This is a genomic window from Enterobacter sp. 342 (assembly GCF_036663495.1).
GTDB lineage: Bacteria > Pseudomonadota > Gammaproteobacteria > Enterobacterales > Enterobacteriaceae > Enterobacter.
This window is the reverse complement of record NZ_JAWUEI010000044.1, coordinates 1-15,413: the sequence shown is the minus strand read 5'-3', so window position 1 is coordinate 15,413 and position 15,413 is coordinate 1. Positions and strand designations below refer to the sequence as shown.

Genomic DNA, 15,413 nt, shown 5'->3' with positions numbered 1-15,413 from the left:
GAACAACGATATGACAGAACAACAATTGACGGAAAACCAGATTCAGGCCGCAACCGGACATGTAGTAACACTCCTCGCGAGGGCAAAAAAACCGCTTCAGGATGCGGATTGGCTCATGAGATTGCCTGCAAATGAAATAGCCCGCGAGACGGAAAAACTGACAAAAAGCCTTTCCTCTGACTGGCAGTCCCGAATTATCGACCTTTACCAAAAAATGCAGACCTGGGTGGAGACCAGACAGGCCGAAGAAGCAGCCATTGAGAATCTCAGGGCTCTGCGCCAGCATCAGACCGAAACTGAGCAGGCCAGCAAAGACAATCGGGCGCAGTTCAGGGAATTGCTTAACCAGAGCGGCGGCATCGTAACGCCGGAGATGAAAGCTCTCCGGGCTGAGTATCTGGAACAACAGGAAACAGCCACAGAACTTGCCGGGCTGATAACTGAAAAAGAAGAGCAACTGCCGGTACTGGCTCAAGCGACCGCGCGTAAGGCAAACGTCTATATAAACTGCCATCATGGCATCACTGAGGAGCGTATCGATGAGCTTTTACGAGACTTTTTTATTTTCCACGGTGCCGAATTGAGCAGCCTGCTCAGGATGAAGTACAGACAATTTGAGCGGAATAGCTCAGCGCATATACCGGGCATTATTGAAGGGACAAATGATGCAGATACGTTGTATCGTGAATTTATCCTGAATCTAATGCTGAAGTGGACGAATGAAATATTGCCGTTGAGATTCCGGGACGACGTGATGAGTCTGACCGGTTCAGCACCGGTATCAGGATCACATGACGACAGAAAAAAAAGAAAGCTGTTCTGACCTGAACAGAAAAGCTCACTTAAGCCCGGCCAGTGCCGGGTTTTTGATGTCTGTAGCCTGAGTGCATGTCTATACTGCATGAAATCGCATGAGTCTCATGCGGCATTTTTCACCCAAAAAACCATATGTGGTGGCTTCTGTAGCGAACTACGTTCTGCATGAAAACTATTGCATTAAGTGAAGCGGGCAGGCGGGCGGGGCAGCGCACGCTGCGTATGTTAAAAGTAGCCTTTAACTTTCAATGAGTACCTGATTGAAAGAACCGTTTATCACGTTGCAGCGATAACAATGATTTAAGCATAGAGTGTGGTGTAAGTATCATAGTCGGGTAAAGATGTTGCAACTTATTGAAATAAGTATATATTGCAAATAATGAGGAAAATCAAATATGCAAGGACCTACTAATGGATGCACTGCATGTCGCGCTTGAAAATCTTATTAGGGATGATGGTCAAACACTAAATAGTTATTTTAGTGAAGTTAAAGTTAACTCATTGATTGAAAATACAAATGCAACTTGTCATTTTCATTGTCTTAACCTTGATGGAAATGGACGTCCTCGAGTAGACGCATTAATCCAATTCTTGAACGATAAAGTAGTTGATTATGCTATTCCAAGGAAAAAAATTAATGAGGCAGTGCAATATTTTAACTTAACACAATCAACAGCTAAAATAACTAAGTTAGCAAGCCAAGCAAAAAGATTATTTACTAGGCTTGCAAATAGTGGAGAAGGCGGTGAATTTATCCTTTTTTTATTTGCAGAGCAATTCCTTAAGTTTCCACAAATTATTTGCAAAATGAGTCTAAAAACGAGTTCTCAAATGCACTACCATGGTGCAGATGGAATCCATATAGGCGTAGATAAAGATAATAAAAAATTATGTTTATACTGGGGCGAGTCGAAACTATATTCAAATCTGAGCAAAGGAATTTCTGAATGTATGGATAGTATAGCTCCATTACTTCAAAGTTCTATGGGAGTCGAAGGCGCTGAGACACGTGATATGCAGTTGCTTGAATCCCACCTAAATGTCGATAATATAGAATTAGAACAAGCGTTGAAAAGTTTCTTAGATCCTGATAGTCCGGATTTTAATAAATTAGAATATAGAGGGATATGCTTAGTTGGATTTGATCTTAAAGATTATCCACAGGGGCCCAGTTCAATTGATATTAGTGAACTAGTTGCTTTGATTAATACTAAAGTCGGGAAATGGTCAACAAGTGTTCAAGGTGGTATAGTTAATAAAAAACTTGATCGCTTTGCTATGCATGTTTTTATTCTTCCTTTCCCTTCAGTAAAAGCATTTAGGGCTAGTTTAATTAGAGCATTGGAGAGTTGAAATGTCGTTGCGAGATTTATCTGGGTGGTTGATTAAGAACCAAGGATTCTTAAGGAAATATCAGGCATTAGTCGCTAACTCGATAAAAGATCAATTTCAAGAATTAAAATCAGATGTAACTTCAAAGATTAGCTCTGAGGATGTCGGCTATCTTTTAACATGTGCTAGTTCTTTGGCTTTCTCCAGTGATGAGAAATGCCAAGATGCAGCCTTAAGAATTGCACAGTATTGTTTATTGAATGAAAAAAGTGAAGCAAGAAAAGATAGTGCTGCATTAATTCTTGATTCATTATCTAATAATCCAGCAATACAACTTGCAGAAAATAGAGGGTATCTAAACCCTGATTTCGAAGAGAGATTACCCTTAAAAGCTCAGTTAGAACTAACTAAAAGGAAAATTCTATATACAATTGAAATAGACGCTGATAAGCATATTTATGCTAATAGGTTTCAATCAGAGTTTTGGGATGCAGTACAAGAAAACTCGTGGGTTAGTGTCTCCGCTCCTACCTCTGTAGGAAAATCATTCATCCTCGAATCTTGGGTAGAGCAATTTGTAAAAAAAAATCAGAATTGTTTTGTTATTTATATTGTACCAACAAGAGCATTGATTTCAGAAGTGTATTCTGAACTTCAAAAACGTTTGGATCCTAATCTAACGAATTCAGTTAACATTCAGACACTCCCATTGAGCAACGTATACCAGAGCGAAAAATCTAATGTTTTCATATTTACACAGGAAAGATTAAATTTATTCTATAATCATTTTTCACAAATTCCAAAGATAGACGTCTTAGTCGTAGATGAAGCACACAAGATAGGTGATGGTGGAAGAGGAGTTATTCTTCAACATGTAATTGAACTGACCTGTCTAAATAACCCTGATTCGAAAGTTATCTTTGCAAGTCCTTTTACATTAAATCCTGAAATATTACTCAGTGATGCTCCATTATTAAAAAATAAAAGAACCATAAAAAGTGACTATGTAACAGTTAATCAAAATTTGTTATGGGTAGAACAAAAACCACGCAAGACAAAAGATTGGTTGATGTATTATTTTGCAAACGGTGAAAAACGCGAGTTAGGAAATTTTTCTTTAGAAAATGCGCCATCTCCTGAAAGCAAAAGGTTGCCTTTTGTAGCTCTTTGTTTAGGTAAGGGGACTTCTGGTAACGTGGTTTACGTAAATGGAGCCGCTGAAGCAGAATCTACTTCCAAGCTAATATCTGCGAGCATAGAAAATGAGACTGAGGATGAAGAGATTTTAGCTCTCATTGAGCTTAGTGAGACAATTATACATAAAAATTTCGCATTAAACCGCACACTAAAAAAGAGAGTTGCTTTTCATTATGGAAACATGCCTTTAATAATAAAGGGCGAAATTGAACGATTATTTAGTAAAGGTAAAATTGATTTTTTAATTTGTACCTCAACTTTAGTTGAGGGCGTAAATATGGCCTGTAAAAATATTTTTATAAGAGGCCCTAAAAAGGGTAATTCGACCCCGATGCGAGAAGAAGATTTTTGGAATCTTGCCGGCAGAGCTGGTCGTTGGGGAAAAGAATTCCAAGGTAATGTCATCTGCATCGATAGCGACAATGAAAAAATTTGGAATGGAGAACCTCCAAAAACAAAAAAAAATATATTTATAACTCGCGCCACGGATGCGATCTCGCATGACATGGATGAGTTGGTTTCCTATATTTTTTCAGAGCATCACTTTGGTATGTCTGAGCGGAACCCTAATCTTCAAAGTCTATTTAGTTATTTATGTTCATCATTTTATTTTTATGATGGCTTGGATAATAATCCTTACATGGAAAAGTACAACATAAAAAATATCGATGTTTTAAATGAAGCAATATTTGATGTTTTTGACTCTTTAACTTTTCCACATGAATTGGTTGTGCGGCATCCTGGTATAAGCCCGCTTTTAATGCAAAACCTTTGGGATAGGTTTTCACGTAATACAAACAAACCCGTAGAGAGATTACTGCTTTCTGAACCTGGTAGTAATGATGCGTTAGAGTCATACGTATCCGCGTTCTCTAGAATTAGTGATACTATGAGTAAAAAACTAGGTTATAATTCAAAAGGAGCTTATGTACAGGCTTTATTAGTTTCCAAATGGATGAAAGGTTATCCCCTAGCGAGATTGATCTCGGATAGAATAAGATATAACAAAAAGAGAAATATTGTTTTCAAAGAAGCAACTTTAATACGAGGGGTTATGAAAGATGTTGAGGAGATCGCTCGCTATCAAGCTCCAAGACTTTTAGGATGTTATAATGATTTATTAAAAAGCTTTTATCTTGCGATAAATCGCATGGACTTAGCAAAAGATGTTGAAGATATCGGTGTGTATTTAGAACTTGGTGTAAGTTTGAAAACTCAGATTTCACTAATAGGGCTTGGATTTTCAAGAACTGCTGCTGTAATGATTTCAGAGCTTATTCCTAATGATAGTTTAGATGAAGAAGAATGCATTAATTGGATTAAGGACAATAAAATTGATATGGAAGAACTGCCGCAATTAGTTCAAAACGAAATACATAATATATTCCATGTGTTTTGGGTTGAATAGTCTCATTTAGGCTTTCTTTAATATTTCATAGAGAAGTTTTTGAATTTTATAATTGTGCTAGTAACAAAAACTTCTCTAGTACTACACCGGTCAGGCTATTCCTGAATAGGCTTTTCTTACTTCACTATGCTCTGCGCCGCAACGCCTCAATATAACAAGCCCATGTTGCAATAACGCCTCACTACGTTCAGGTTCAAACCATTTTCCGTTAAATTTTCCCCCATGGAAAAGATTATTTCTTACGCGACGGATTAATAAGAAAATAAATTTTGCTAAATCTTTTTCTTGGGGTAAGGAATCATCCCAAACTAAAGAGCCTTCTTTAATGATCTGTTTTTTGGGTGGGTGTTCTTTAAAGTAAGTGATAGCAGCAATTAGCTCTGGATCAGTTGTGTTATTTATGGTTTCAGAAACTTGCTTTGCATACTCATCCCAGTTCGCTTTAGCGTCTTTTATTTTATGGTGAAGTCCACATGCCTTAAGGCAATATTCATAACGTGAAAACTCTCTAAAGAATTCATAACATAAATTATCTAGATTATTCTCCATGAACTATATCTCCATGTAAAATGGGTTAATTAATATTAATTACGATCGGACACTTTTTGGCCCCACCAATTCATAAGTTCTATCCGTTGCTCAAGGTAAGTTGAACGATTATATGCTCTGCGAACTTCATTTTTATCACTATGCGCAAGAGCAGCCTCAATTACATCTGGATTAAAACCTGCTTCATTTAATGCGGTGCTGGCAATTGAACGCAATCCATGAGCAACCAATCTACCACCAAATCCAATTCGTTTTAAAGCAGCATTTGCCGTCTGGCTATTCATTGGTTGCTTTGGGTCATTCCGACTCGGGAAAACATGTTCACGATGAGTGCTGATTAGCTTCATTACATCAAGAATCTCTAATGCCTGAGGAGACAGGGGGACTATGTGTTCCCGCTTAGCCTTCATTCGTTCTGCAGGAATAGTCCAGAGCTTTGCATCGATATCGATCTCAGCCCAACGAGCACCGGATGCCTCAGAAGGACGCACAAGCGTCAGGAGTTGCCATTCGATGAGACACCGAGTCGGAACAGATAGGTTTGACATAACTAAAGAACGCATCAGCCCAGGTAACTCTTCTGGTCGCAGCGTTGGCATGTTTTGTTTTTTGGGCTTTTCAAAGGCCATCCCAACACCTGATGCTGGATTGGCATCAATCAGGCCCGTATTTACGGCATAAATCATTATCTCATTAATGCGTTGCACCAGTCGACGTACCGTCTCAAGAGCCCCACGTGCTTTGATTGGTTCAAGCGCTTCAACCAACAAACGGGCTTTGATTTGCTGAACGGGGATCTCACCAATAGCAGGGAATACATCTTTCTCCAGTGAACGCCAAATGTCCTTCGCGTAATCAGGAGTAACGCTTTTACTTTTGAGCTGGAACCAGTTTCCCGCAACAGTCGAAAAAATACTATCTAGAGCTATCTGTTGCTGTTCTTCAACCACTTCAGCCTGAACTTGGGGGTCTATGCCATTAGCTAACAAGGCAAGATAATCCGCTCTCAACCCTCGGGCATCAGCCAGCGAGAGGGCGGGAAAGGCACCGAGCCCCATCATGGTCCGCTGCTTTGTTGCCGGACGCAGATATCGAAATCGCCAGAGTTTCTTGCCACTGGTTTTCACGAGAAGAAAAAGCCCATCGCCATCATGCAGCGTTAGATCCTTCTCTAACGCTTTCGCGCGCAGAACCTCGGTGTTAGTCAGGGGGCGTGTTGTCCGTGCCACTGTGTCCGCTCCTTCATAAATTGGTATACGTTTTTAGGTATACATCCTACCGTATACCTACACGTATACCAATAATCACCGGATTTAACCGGATGTACTCGGACAATGACAGACACAAAAAAGCCCACAGAGCTTGTGCCGTGCGGGCTTTCTGTACTTCACCGGACGTATCCGGATCATGATTTGGTGGGCTGGCGTCCCTGTAATTAGCCATTCATTCCATTGATTTTTAATGTTATTTATACTTTGAATTTTATGTGTGGTTCTAAAAAGGAACCATAAATCGTAATGGTATGGGTTATCACGATTAACGGATTGGAGAATTGTATCAAAAGGAAACAAATTCTTCAGTTCAACTCCCTGCTAGTAGCTGAACTGCGCAAGCAGGATCTGCTTTTCACCGATTAGTGAATGCGGTAGTTTTTCAGCGAAACTGAATTCTATCCGTAGGGCAGTACCAGCATAGGTGGAGAATGGATTTTGAACAACTGGTCACCAGAGCACACAAAAGACATCAAGAGTTGGTTTAAGATTGATACATATCGCAAATTTGAAGACCTCTCATTGCTCCAGTTTTACCATGAGATATGGGCTCGTAACTTGTTCTTTAAGGAGTATCGGGAAGAGTTTGAGAGCAGAACTCTTATGGGTTACTTCTCAAAAATTTTCAGTGGCAATCCTTTTTTAATTGAAGAAGGGCAACTGGGATACATGACTCCTGCCAATAAACTTTTTCAGCCTCCCCATTTTTTTCTAACAACTCTTGATCGCCTTGCTGAAACGAGCATCATTGCTATGCAACGCGGAGGTTTTGTTTGGGATGGTGATGACAATTATTCAATAAACAGAGATCTTCGGGAAGAATCACTTTCAGATATTATGCCAGATCAGTTTTCACGAACAGTCATGTTCGAGATTGATTTGGCAAGTGGCACAGACGAAGAGATTGCAGAGTCGCTTAAAGCTGCATTACCGCAGTGGCGTAAAATCAAAGGTATCGAACCAGATCCTTTAGAATCAGTTCGCTTTGGGTATGGAACTATCAAGAAACTCATCAGTTATCGTGTGATACCTATGCTGGATATCCTGGTGTGGGCAGCCGTTAAAAAAATCCGTGTCTCTGACGACAGGTTATCCAGACTGCTATATACAGACGATGACGAAGAAAGCGAAATGAGGCAGTCTAGCCAAATCAAAGATACCGACAGGCCTTTGGCTCTTAAATCCTGCACAACTGACTTTATCCGACAATTCCATTACTTCATGAACAAAAATAGCCATTTGAAGCAAATGAAAGTCTCTGATGTAATGAAACTATCTGATTAGAATTACATTTATAACTATTTGTTTTAATTGTTAAAATTAACTAAAGGCATCATTGTGAATGGTGCTTTTTTTTGCGATTTTTACTTTAAACCGGGCATTTTGACACTTGCTATAAAACGGGGGAATTTCAGCTACTCTCAAGTTCCCCTTTTCTGTACGGCACCAACTTCGAGAAAACCATCCTGCATAGCTACGAAGAACCTCCGCTTCAGGAGCTTCGCTCTTTTCTTTTCCCAACTGTTCGTATAGTGACTTCACCGCAACGACAAGGGATAACGAAATGAAAAATCAAGCAACCCGCCTAATACGATTACCAGAAGTTCTCGAACGAACTGGCTACGGAAAAGCCTGGATATATCGTCTGATCAACGATGGTAAGTTTCCTGCTCCTGTCAAAATTGGAAGTCGTGCAGTAGCTTTCGTTGAAAGTGAGATTGATACCTGGATTCAGTCTGTTATCGAAACAAGTCGAAATAATGTTGCTTAATTGAACTTAGGAGTGATTTTATGAATATCGAAGAATTTGTAAGCGAAGAAAACCATATGTGCAATTTATGCGGAGATCTTTTTTACAAGATCTTTGACCAAGAAGTGATTTATGACTTACCTAATAACGAGTTTAATAAAGAAATCATTTACTGGCTCAGTCAGTACCTTGTAGGAAATCTGAGAGAACCTTTAGACTCGATCTCTGAGCTTAATGCTTGCAAACAGATATATGTTTACGAGACCTGGTTATCTCTAATTAAATGTCCTGATGAATTGAAACTCCTAGCGAAGCGGATAATTTTATATCTAATGGATTAAGAGCTTTTTATGAAAATGTAAAGTTTGGCTGCATAATTTATCTTAAAACTTTACAGAATAACTTACATTATTTTGGTTGCCGTTTATTAGCAAGGCAGTGAGATAGTTTTCGAAGTATTAGGTGTACATAATAATAACTAGATCTACCAGATGATAATTTGACAAGAATAATCGTCTATCTCACTGTTTTAATTTAAATAAATATCTTAATCGGTCCAAATAAATTTGTAAATCTATGAAATGCTTATTATTAATATATTGGAATTATACTTTTTGTAAAGTTTAGGAGGAAAATATGTGCAGTATTTGTGTGGATTCTTTTATGTTCGAAAATGGTGAGAGATATTGTCATGTTGTAAATAAAGATACTGGTGAGCCATTGTATTATCCAAACTTGTATATAACAACACAAGTCAGGAATCGTTCAGAGTCTATATCAACAATGAAGGTTATCGCTGGGAGCATTTCATTGTTATATCGATTCTTTATGAGAAAAAATATCAATATTGATGAAAGAATCCAGAATAAGCTGTTTCTCGCTCCTCATGAAATTGAGGATTTGATTGAATTCACTTCATTAAATTTCCGAGATGGAGGGGATGGTAATTTTATGGTTTCAAATGTCAAAAAACCAACTAAGTATTTTCGCATTACAACAGTCGCTAACTATCTTGAATGGTTGTGCAAAATACTTCTTTCACATGCAGGTCAGAAAAATACTCTCAAGGAAGTAATGGCTTTCATTAATAACATAAAAAGAAAGAAACCAAGGAATAATGATAAATATAATATGGAAATCGAAAAAAGCTTAGACAAAGCACAATTAGATTCTTTATTCAGCATACTTTCGCCAGGGAGTAACTTGAACCCGTTTACGGAAAAAGTGCAACAAAGAAACAATCTAATATTCCTTCTATTACATTGCTTTGGTTTGAGAGCAGGTGAACTTTTGAATCTGCGTATTGGCGATATGGATTTTGCAGAATCAACAATCGCAATAAGAAGGAGAGCAAATGATAAAACAGATCCACGAGTTTATCAGCCATTAGTGAAGACGTGTGAGAGAAAATTAATTGCTGACACAAAACTTATATATGAAATTTCAGATTATATTTTGAATGATCGTAGGAAAGTTAAAAATGCTAATAAGCATGATTTTCTGTTTATTACCTATAAGGAAGGGAAGACCCAAGGGCAACCTCTGTCATTTTCCTCATACCATAAGATAGTGAGTGTTGTTCGTCAATCATCCTCACTTCTACGTGGATTAACAGGTCATAAATTACGACACACATGGAATTATGAGTTCTCAAAAACAATAGACAATGCCCAAGATATATCCGATGAAAAAGAACAGCAAATCCGTTCTTATCTCATGGGATGGCGACCTGGTTCAGATACTTCAATAATTTATAATCGCAGGCATATTTTTGAGCTATCGAAAAAAACTGCACTTGAACAACAAGAGCAACTATTCAAAGGAGGATTTGATGAATAATTTAATTAAATATAACTCTGATAAAATGTCTTTGCATGAACATAAAATCGTCAGTTCGATTGAAAATAACGGAATCAATCTTACAAACTTAATATATGCTATGAACGAAAATTTGGTTTGTGGATTTGTATATACAGTACAATATTATTTTAATAGCAACAGCTATTTGTATGTGAAAAATATTGTTAGAAATATGGAGAGTCTTATCCGTAAACTATCTCCTACTCATATTGATGATAAGGTTCTAATTGAATATCAAAATAAGAAATTATCAAAAGCCCCGGCATCATTTCGCGTTTTACGACCATTTTTGATTAAATGGTTTGAGTTAGGATATCCAGGAATAGATGAAAGTGCGGTAGAGCTGTTAAAGCATTTGGACCTAAAGATAAAAAAATCTGGTCAGTCTGTGCTTCAAGATGATCCAACAGAGGGACCACTAACTAAAGAAGAACATACTTCTTTGATTAAGGCTATGAATCATGCATATAGAAAAGGTGAACTGTCACTGCCACATTATGCAATATCACTATTGATCAGCCTTACAGGTAGAAGACCTCAGCAGTTAGTTATGTTGAAATATAAAGACCTTATTCAAAAGAACTTAGATAATGGCAAAGTAGAATATGTAATTTCAGTGCCACGAGTTAAACAACGGGGTAAAGAACTACGATATCGAGAACTTGCAATAATATCAGAGGTTGCATCAATTGTTCAATTGCAAGCTAATCAATCAGTGAAACTTGTTGAGCAAGCTCTTGGAAAAACTCTTGATGATTATTCTAAACGAGAAGTTCCTATTTTCTTAAATGAGGAAAAACTCTCAGATTTATCCATAACAGGTTCAATTCTTCTGGAATATAATAAATTATTTGCGAAGCCTACAATTGCTAATGTAGCATTGAAAAGTATTGTTAATAATGAGGGTGTAATATCCAACCGTACCGATTCGATACTAAATGTTACTCCTCGTAGGCTTCGTTATACAATAGCAACTATGCTGGCTAAAGATGGGCATAATGTTAATACTATAGCTGAATTATTGGATCATTCCTCTACTTCAAGTGCGGGGATTTATATTAAAAATCATGCTGACAGTGTTGAAAGGATTGATTCCGCTGTTTCAGAACAATTGTCATTTGTCGCTGATATTTTTATGAACGGAATCAAATCGAAAAAGAGTTGTCATTTCAAATTTTTTTCTTCAAGTAGATGCCAGAGTCAGAATTCAGGATTCCCTTGCAATCAATGTATATTTTTTATTCCGATTGATCGCAGTGAGGTGAATCAACTATGAATAATATTATTTTGTTCAAATCAAAAAAACATATTCTTGTAGAAGAAAACTATAATGAGTTTATAAAATTTTGTCGCTATCAACTGCCCGGACTAACCCAAACTCAGGATTGGGAGCAGTATGCCTGGAAAGGATATGTAACATTTAGAAAAATAGGGGTTGGAAATAAAGTCTTTGATTCCATTGATGCAATGCACGAAGATTATATCAATTTTGTGAAAGCATATATCAGATATCAACACTCATTGAAACCATTGAAAAATTATGGGGTTATTATGATGGCCTTGCGATGTCTCGAACAGGCCCTTTTGCAGGTTCAGAACACTGGTCTCATTTATAATGTTACAGCCGTTGTTTTCGATGAGGCAATGCAGATCGGGAGTAAATATTTTGAAGGTAACGTTTTAGCTAAATGTGGAATACAGCTTGAAAAAATATCAAAGTTTCTATGTGAACATAATCTTGTGAAGTCAGGATATATCTCATGGAAAAATCATGTAAAACAGAAAGTCAAAAACAATTATCTTCCTGAGATTGAGGATTATCACCGAAGCGATAAGTTACCAGATGAAGAGGCATTACTCGCTATTGCTGATATTTTTTCACAAAATGATGAGTTACTGAGTCCAAGGGATAAGTTCACCAGTTCAGTATTTGCACTTCTACTTTGTTGTCCGAGCAGAATCTCTGAAATTTTAGCCTTACCTGCTGATTGTGAGATTACACAAATAGATGGCAAGGGTATCGAAAGATATGGGTTGAGATTTTATTCGGTAAAAGGGTATGGTCCTAATATCAAATGGATTCCACGGGTTATGATACCAGTTGCAAAGAAAGCGATTAGAAGATTACTTTCCTTATCACAACATGCAAGAGCACTTGCTCACTGGTGCGAAAAGTACCCGGATAAATTTTACCGACATGAGCTTTGCCCAACAGTTGATGAAAAAGCTAAATTGACCGTTGTACAAGTTTGCCATGCACTGGGATATCATTTATTTGATCATAAATCATGTGTTTTAAAAATTAAAAGAACGAGTTTGGATGGTGGGAAAAGCTTCTTAAACCACAATGATTACAACTATTCATTGAGTGATTTGTGGGAAATTATTAGTTCTAATTTTAGCAGAGACTTTCCATGGTATGATAAAGAAAAATCCATAAAATTTAGTAATGCTTTATGCTTGCTCAATACTGATCAATTTTCTTTATCAAGAATGACTTCAATTTTCACATTTTATAAGCCTACTAAAAGTTTCTTTTTCAGTGATATACAAAGTAAAAAAAGCTATGAGATGAATTATAAAAATATATTTTCCCGATATGGGTATTATGATGATGAAGGTAAACCACTACTTATTCGCTCACACCAGCCACGGCACCTTTTAAACACAATAGCCCATTATGGTGAAATGTCTGAACTAGATATAGCTAAATGGTCTGGTCGTATCAATGCGAATCAGAACAGAGTTTATAACCATGTGTCAGAAGAAGATATGTTAGATAAAATCAAAGCTATTAAATTGAATAGGAGTAATTACTGTCAAAGGGAGTCAATACCCACAAATGAATTGACAATTGATTTTGATAACCTTAATCAAGGTGCAATACACTTAACTGAATTTGGTTACTGTGTACATAACTATTTAATCAAGCCTTGTGCAAAAATTAATCAGGTTATTGAGTGTGATAATGAAACACTGGGCATTAATTCAGTAGATAGAATTAGACTGCAATCTGTCCGAGAGAAAGTAATGCAATTAAAGAGAATAACTCAGATCGCTTATGAAAATGGTGATTATGGTGCAGACAAATGGTTGCAACACCATGAAAAAAATTTGGAAAGAATTAATAAGCTTTTGAATAATTAAAACAGGAGATACTTATGGCAAAACATTTGAACAGGAGTGAGATAAAGGCAATTAAACACATTATACTGACTTGGGACGGTAAAATCACATGGAGTGATTTATGTGAATCAGTTTATAAGAATCTAAACAGAACTATCACAAGGCAATCTTTAAGTGCTCATGATGAAGTTGTTGAAGCGTATAGAACAAAGAAAAGTTTGTCCAATTTGAAAAAATCTGGTCTAAAGAAACCAGCTAACTTAACTATTGCGGCACAACAAATAATAAACCTTAAAGCCGAAAACGAAATGTTGAAAAAACAGAACAATAGATACAAAGAGCAATTTAGCTATTGGCAGTATAATGCTTATAGACACGGTCTTACTATGGAACAGTTGAATAGGCCATTTAATAAAAAATAATATTTGATAGGTTACACCTATTGACAAGTTTAATAAATGCGATAAATATAAATATATGGTCAGGAAGACTATTTAACTAATGCAAGGATGCATTTTATGGACAAAAACATTATCTATCTAGAGTTTACTCTGGAAGAGCAACTTATCATTATCGTCGATAAATATATCTCAAAACGATACCAGCCAGGTGATAAAAGTTTCTCATACCAGCTTTACTTAATTTTTGTGGGATACCATTTAAAATATTTCTACCCTAAAAGGATTTATTCCAAATCTAATCGTAATATTGATAATATTATGACAATGTTTAGTTCTGTATACAAATGTCTTACAAGTACTTTGTTACTGCGATTAAACAATAAGGAAGCTGTTATCAGAGAGCTAAACTCCCTTGTGAATTACATTGATAATAACCAGAACCAGGCAGAAGATATTTATAATACTTTTAAAGCACAATATGAAATGAAAGTAATTGAGGGAGAGTTAACCCATGAAGTTCGCGTGAGAACCGTCAGGTTATAGGCAATAAAAAAGCCCCTATGCAGGGGCTATAGAATACTACTGAACTTCTTTCCAGACACCATCAGCTTTCACAAGCTTAACAGGCTTTGTCTGTTTCATATTGCTAATCGAGGCATCGACAATGCAGTTATAAACATTGTTTGTTTCTTCTGTGCAACTTAGTTTCTTAACATAATCTATTCTTAAAAGATCTTTTTCGGGAATACTTGAGTTCAGAGCTTTCATACTTGCATTTGATCTATCTACAACACTTTTGAAAGCACTGTATATGTCTTTTTCAGAAGGTTCGGAATTACAGGCTGTTAATAGAAAAGTCGAAAGGATAACTGCGAGAATTGAGCATGTTTTCATTTTCTTGTCCAGGAAACGATTAATTAAGAATGCCAGATTTTGTATTGTTATTATCAGTAGAGAATGTCCACTTGCTTACGGTTTCTCCATTGAAGTCGATTTCGAGAGTTTTAGACTGAGTCTGGGAGCCGCCAGTTAGCAAACCGACAACAGGGATAAAAGTCGAGGCATTGAACTGATTGTTATACATGAAATATCTCCATTGCTCGTTGCCATCATCAAGAGTCGTTCTGGTGTCAGGCTCACCAAGTTGAGCAAGTAGCTCTGCCTTAGTTGTTTTGTTTTTAATTATTTTCGATTGTAGACTTTGAGCCGTTTCATTTTTGATTTTTTGGTTGCCGGATGTAGAACAGCCAGAAATTGAAAATATTGCAATAAAAAAGGATGTAACAATAAATTTATTCATTTTATCTTCCTTGTTATATTTGGACAGGGTTAGCTTTTATGTGTGAAAACGGCTCTGTGTGCAAATTTCTTACGTAAATAAAATCTTAAAAAAATTGCTGTGGCAAAATAGATAACGACAGTTAATATAAAGCTTTCACTGATAGCGAATATGAGGAAAGCAATCGCTAACAGCACAATTCCTATTAGTAAAGCAAGCCACGGTGAAACAACACCATAGTTAATTGTTGCGTGACAGCCAGTGCAGACACGTACTCCGAACTGGCTCTCTTTGAAACAGAACGGGCACTTTATTGTTTCGTTTTCCATAGCTTTCCCAATCTGGAAGAGGCTTTGTTGAATAAATCGAACTTTTGCTGAGTTGAAGGATCAGATCACGCATCTTCCCGACAACGCAGACCGTT

Annotated in this window: 15 protein-coding genes; 11 read left to right on the top strand and 4 right to left on the bottom strand. The window is 36.9% G+C overall.

Going from position 1 to position 15,413, the window contains the following annotated elements; all coding sequences use genetic code 11:
* Positions 1-10: 10 nt before the first annotated feature.
* The 3 genes from V6E55_RS22750 to V6E55_RS22740 all read left to right on the top strand — a co-directional run bounded on the left by V6E55_RS22750 (position 11) and on the right by V6E55_RS22740 (position 4,753).
* Positions 11-823 (top strand): hypothetical protein, encoded by an 813-nt coding sequence (locus tag V6E55_RS22750; protein ID WP_316943969.1) that lies wholly within the window; start codon positions 11-13, stop codon positions 821-823.
* Between the two features lie 404 nt (positions 824-1,227).
* The gene (locus tag V6E55_RS22745; RefSeq protein ID WP_316943968.1) at positions 1,228-2,169 is read left to right on the top strand and encodes a HamA C-terminal domain-containing protein; all 942 of its coding nucleotides are present in this window, start codon (positions 1,228-1,230) and stop codon (positions 2,167-2,169) included.
* Position 2,170: 1 nt separating this feature from the next.
* Positions 2,171-4,753, top strand: coding sequence for a DEAD/DEAH box helicase (locus V6E55_RS22740; RefSeq protein WP_316943967.1), 2,583 nt, complete (start codon positions 2,171-2,173; stop codon positions 4,751-4,753).
* Between the two features lie 90 nt (positions 4,754-4,843).
* Here the strand turns inward: V6E55_RS22740 and V6E55_RS22735 are convergent, their stop codons facing one another.
* Both V6E55_RS22735 and V6E55_RS22730 read right to left on the bottom strand, forming a co-directional pair.
* A complete protein-coding gene (locus tag V6E55_RS22735) occupies positions 4,844-5,302 on the bottom strand; it encodes a hypothetical protein (RefSeq protein WP_316943966.1) in 459 nt (152 codons plus the stop codon).
* A 35-nt stretch (positions 5,303-5,337) separates the two neighbouring features.
* Positions 5,338-6,531 (bottom strand): integrase domain-containing protein, encoded by a 1,194-nt coding sequence (locus tag V6E55_RS22730; RefSeq protein ID WP_316943965.1) that lies wholly within the window; start codon positions 6,529-6,531, stop codon positions 5,338-5,340.
* A 480-nt stretch (positions 6,532-7,011) separates the two neighbouring features.
* Here V6E55_RS22730 and V6E55_RS22725 point away from each other — a divergent pair, with 480 nt between their 5' ends.
* The 8 genes from V6E55_RS22725 (at position 7,012) to V6E55_RS22690 (ending at position 14,253) form a co-directional block, all read left to right on the top strand.
* Positions 7,012-7,857 carry a DUF6387 family protein gene (locus V6E55_RS22725; RefSeq protein ID WP_001067212.1) on the top strand — a complete coding sequence of 282 codons (846 nt, stop codon included), beginning with the start codon at positions 7,012-7,014 and terminating at the stop codon, positions 7,855-7,857.
* A 280-nt stretch (positions 7,858-8,137) separates the two neighbouring features.
* The gene (locus V6E55_RS22720; protein WP_000795663.1) at positions 8,138-8,344 is read left to right on the top strand and encodes a helix-turn-helix transcriptional regulator; all 207 of its coding nucleotides are present in this window, start codon (positions 8,138-8,140) and stop codon (positions 8,342-8,344) included.
* A gap of 20 nt (positions 8,345-8,364) precedes the next feature.
* The gene (locus V6E55_RS22715) at positions 8,365-8,664 is read left to right on the top strand and encodes a hypothetical protein (protein WP_001019190.1); all 300 of its coding nucleotides are present in this window, start codon (positions 8,365-8,367) and stop codon (positions 8,662-8,664) included.
* 295 nt (positions 8,665-8,959) lie between these two features.
* On the top strand, positions 8,960-10,162 hold the full coding sequence (locus V6E55_RS22710; protein ID WP_058685604.1) for a tyrosine-type recombinase/integrase: 1,203 nt from the start codon (positions 8,960-8,962) through the stop codon (positions 10,160-10,162).
* On the top strand, positions 10,155-11,459 hold the full coding sequence (locus V6E55_RS22705; RefSeq protein WP_063452428.1) for a tyrosine-type recombinase/integrase: 1,305 nt from the start codon (positions 10,155-10,157) through the stop codon (positions 11,457-11,459). The genes V6E55_RS22710 and V6E55_RS22705 overlap by 8 nt, the downstream gene beginning before the upstream one ends.
* A complete protein-coding gene (locus tag V6E55_RS22700; RefSeq protein WP_032619190.1) occupies positions 11,456-13,330 on the top strand; it encodes a DNA-binding protein in 1,875 nt (624 codons plus the stop codon). The genes V6E55_RS22705 and V6E55_RS22700 overlap by 4 nt, the downstream gene beginning before the upstream one ends.
* A 14-nt stretch (positions 13,331-13,344) precedes the next feature.
* The gene (locus tag V6E55_RS22695; protein WP_001625709.1) at positions 13,345-13,731 is read left to right on the top strand and encodes a hypothetical protein; all 387 of its coding nucleotides are present in this window, start codon (positions 13,345-13,347) and stop codon (positions 13,729-13,731) included.
* A gap of 96 nt (positions 13,732-13,827) precedes the next feature.
* On the top strand, positions 13,828-14,253 hold the full coding sequence (locus V6E55_RS22690) for a hypothetical protein (RefSeq protein WP_044599827.1): 426 nt from the start codon (positions 13,828-13,830) through the stop codon (positions 14,251-14,253).
* 36 nt (positions 14,254-14,289) lie between these two features.
* Here V6E55_RS22690 and V6E55_RS22685 read toward each other — a convergent pair whose 3' ends face one another.
* Positions 14,290-14,604 carry a cell wall-binding protein gene (locus V6E55_RS22685; RefSeq protein ID WP_071605968.1) on the bottom strand — a complete coding sequence of 105 codons (315 nt, stop codon included), beginning with the start codon at positions 14,602-14,604 and terminating at the stop codon, positions 14,290-14,292.
* A gap of 19 nt (positions 14,605-14,623) precedes the next feature.
* Complete coding sequence (locus tag V6E55_RS22680) at positions 14,624-15,010, bottom strand: hypothetical protein (protein WP_032619194.1); 387 nt, start codon at positions 15,008-15,010, stop codon at positions 14,624-14,626.
* Positions 15,011-15,413: the final 403 nt, after the last annotated feature.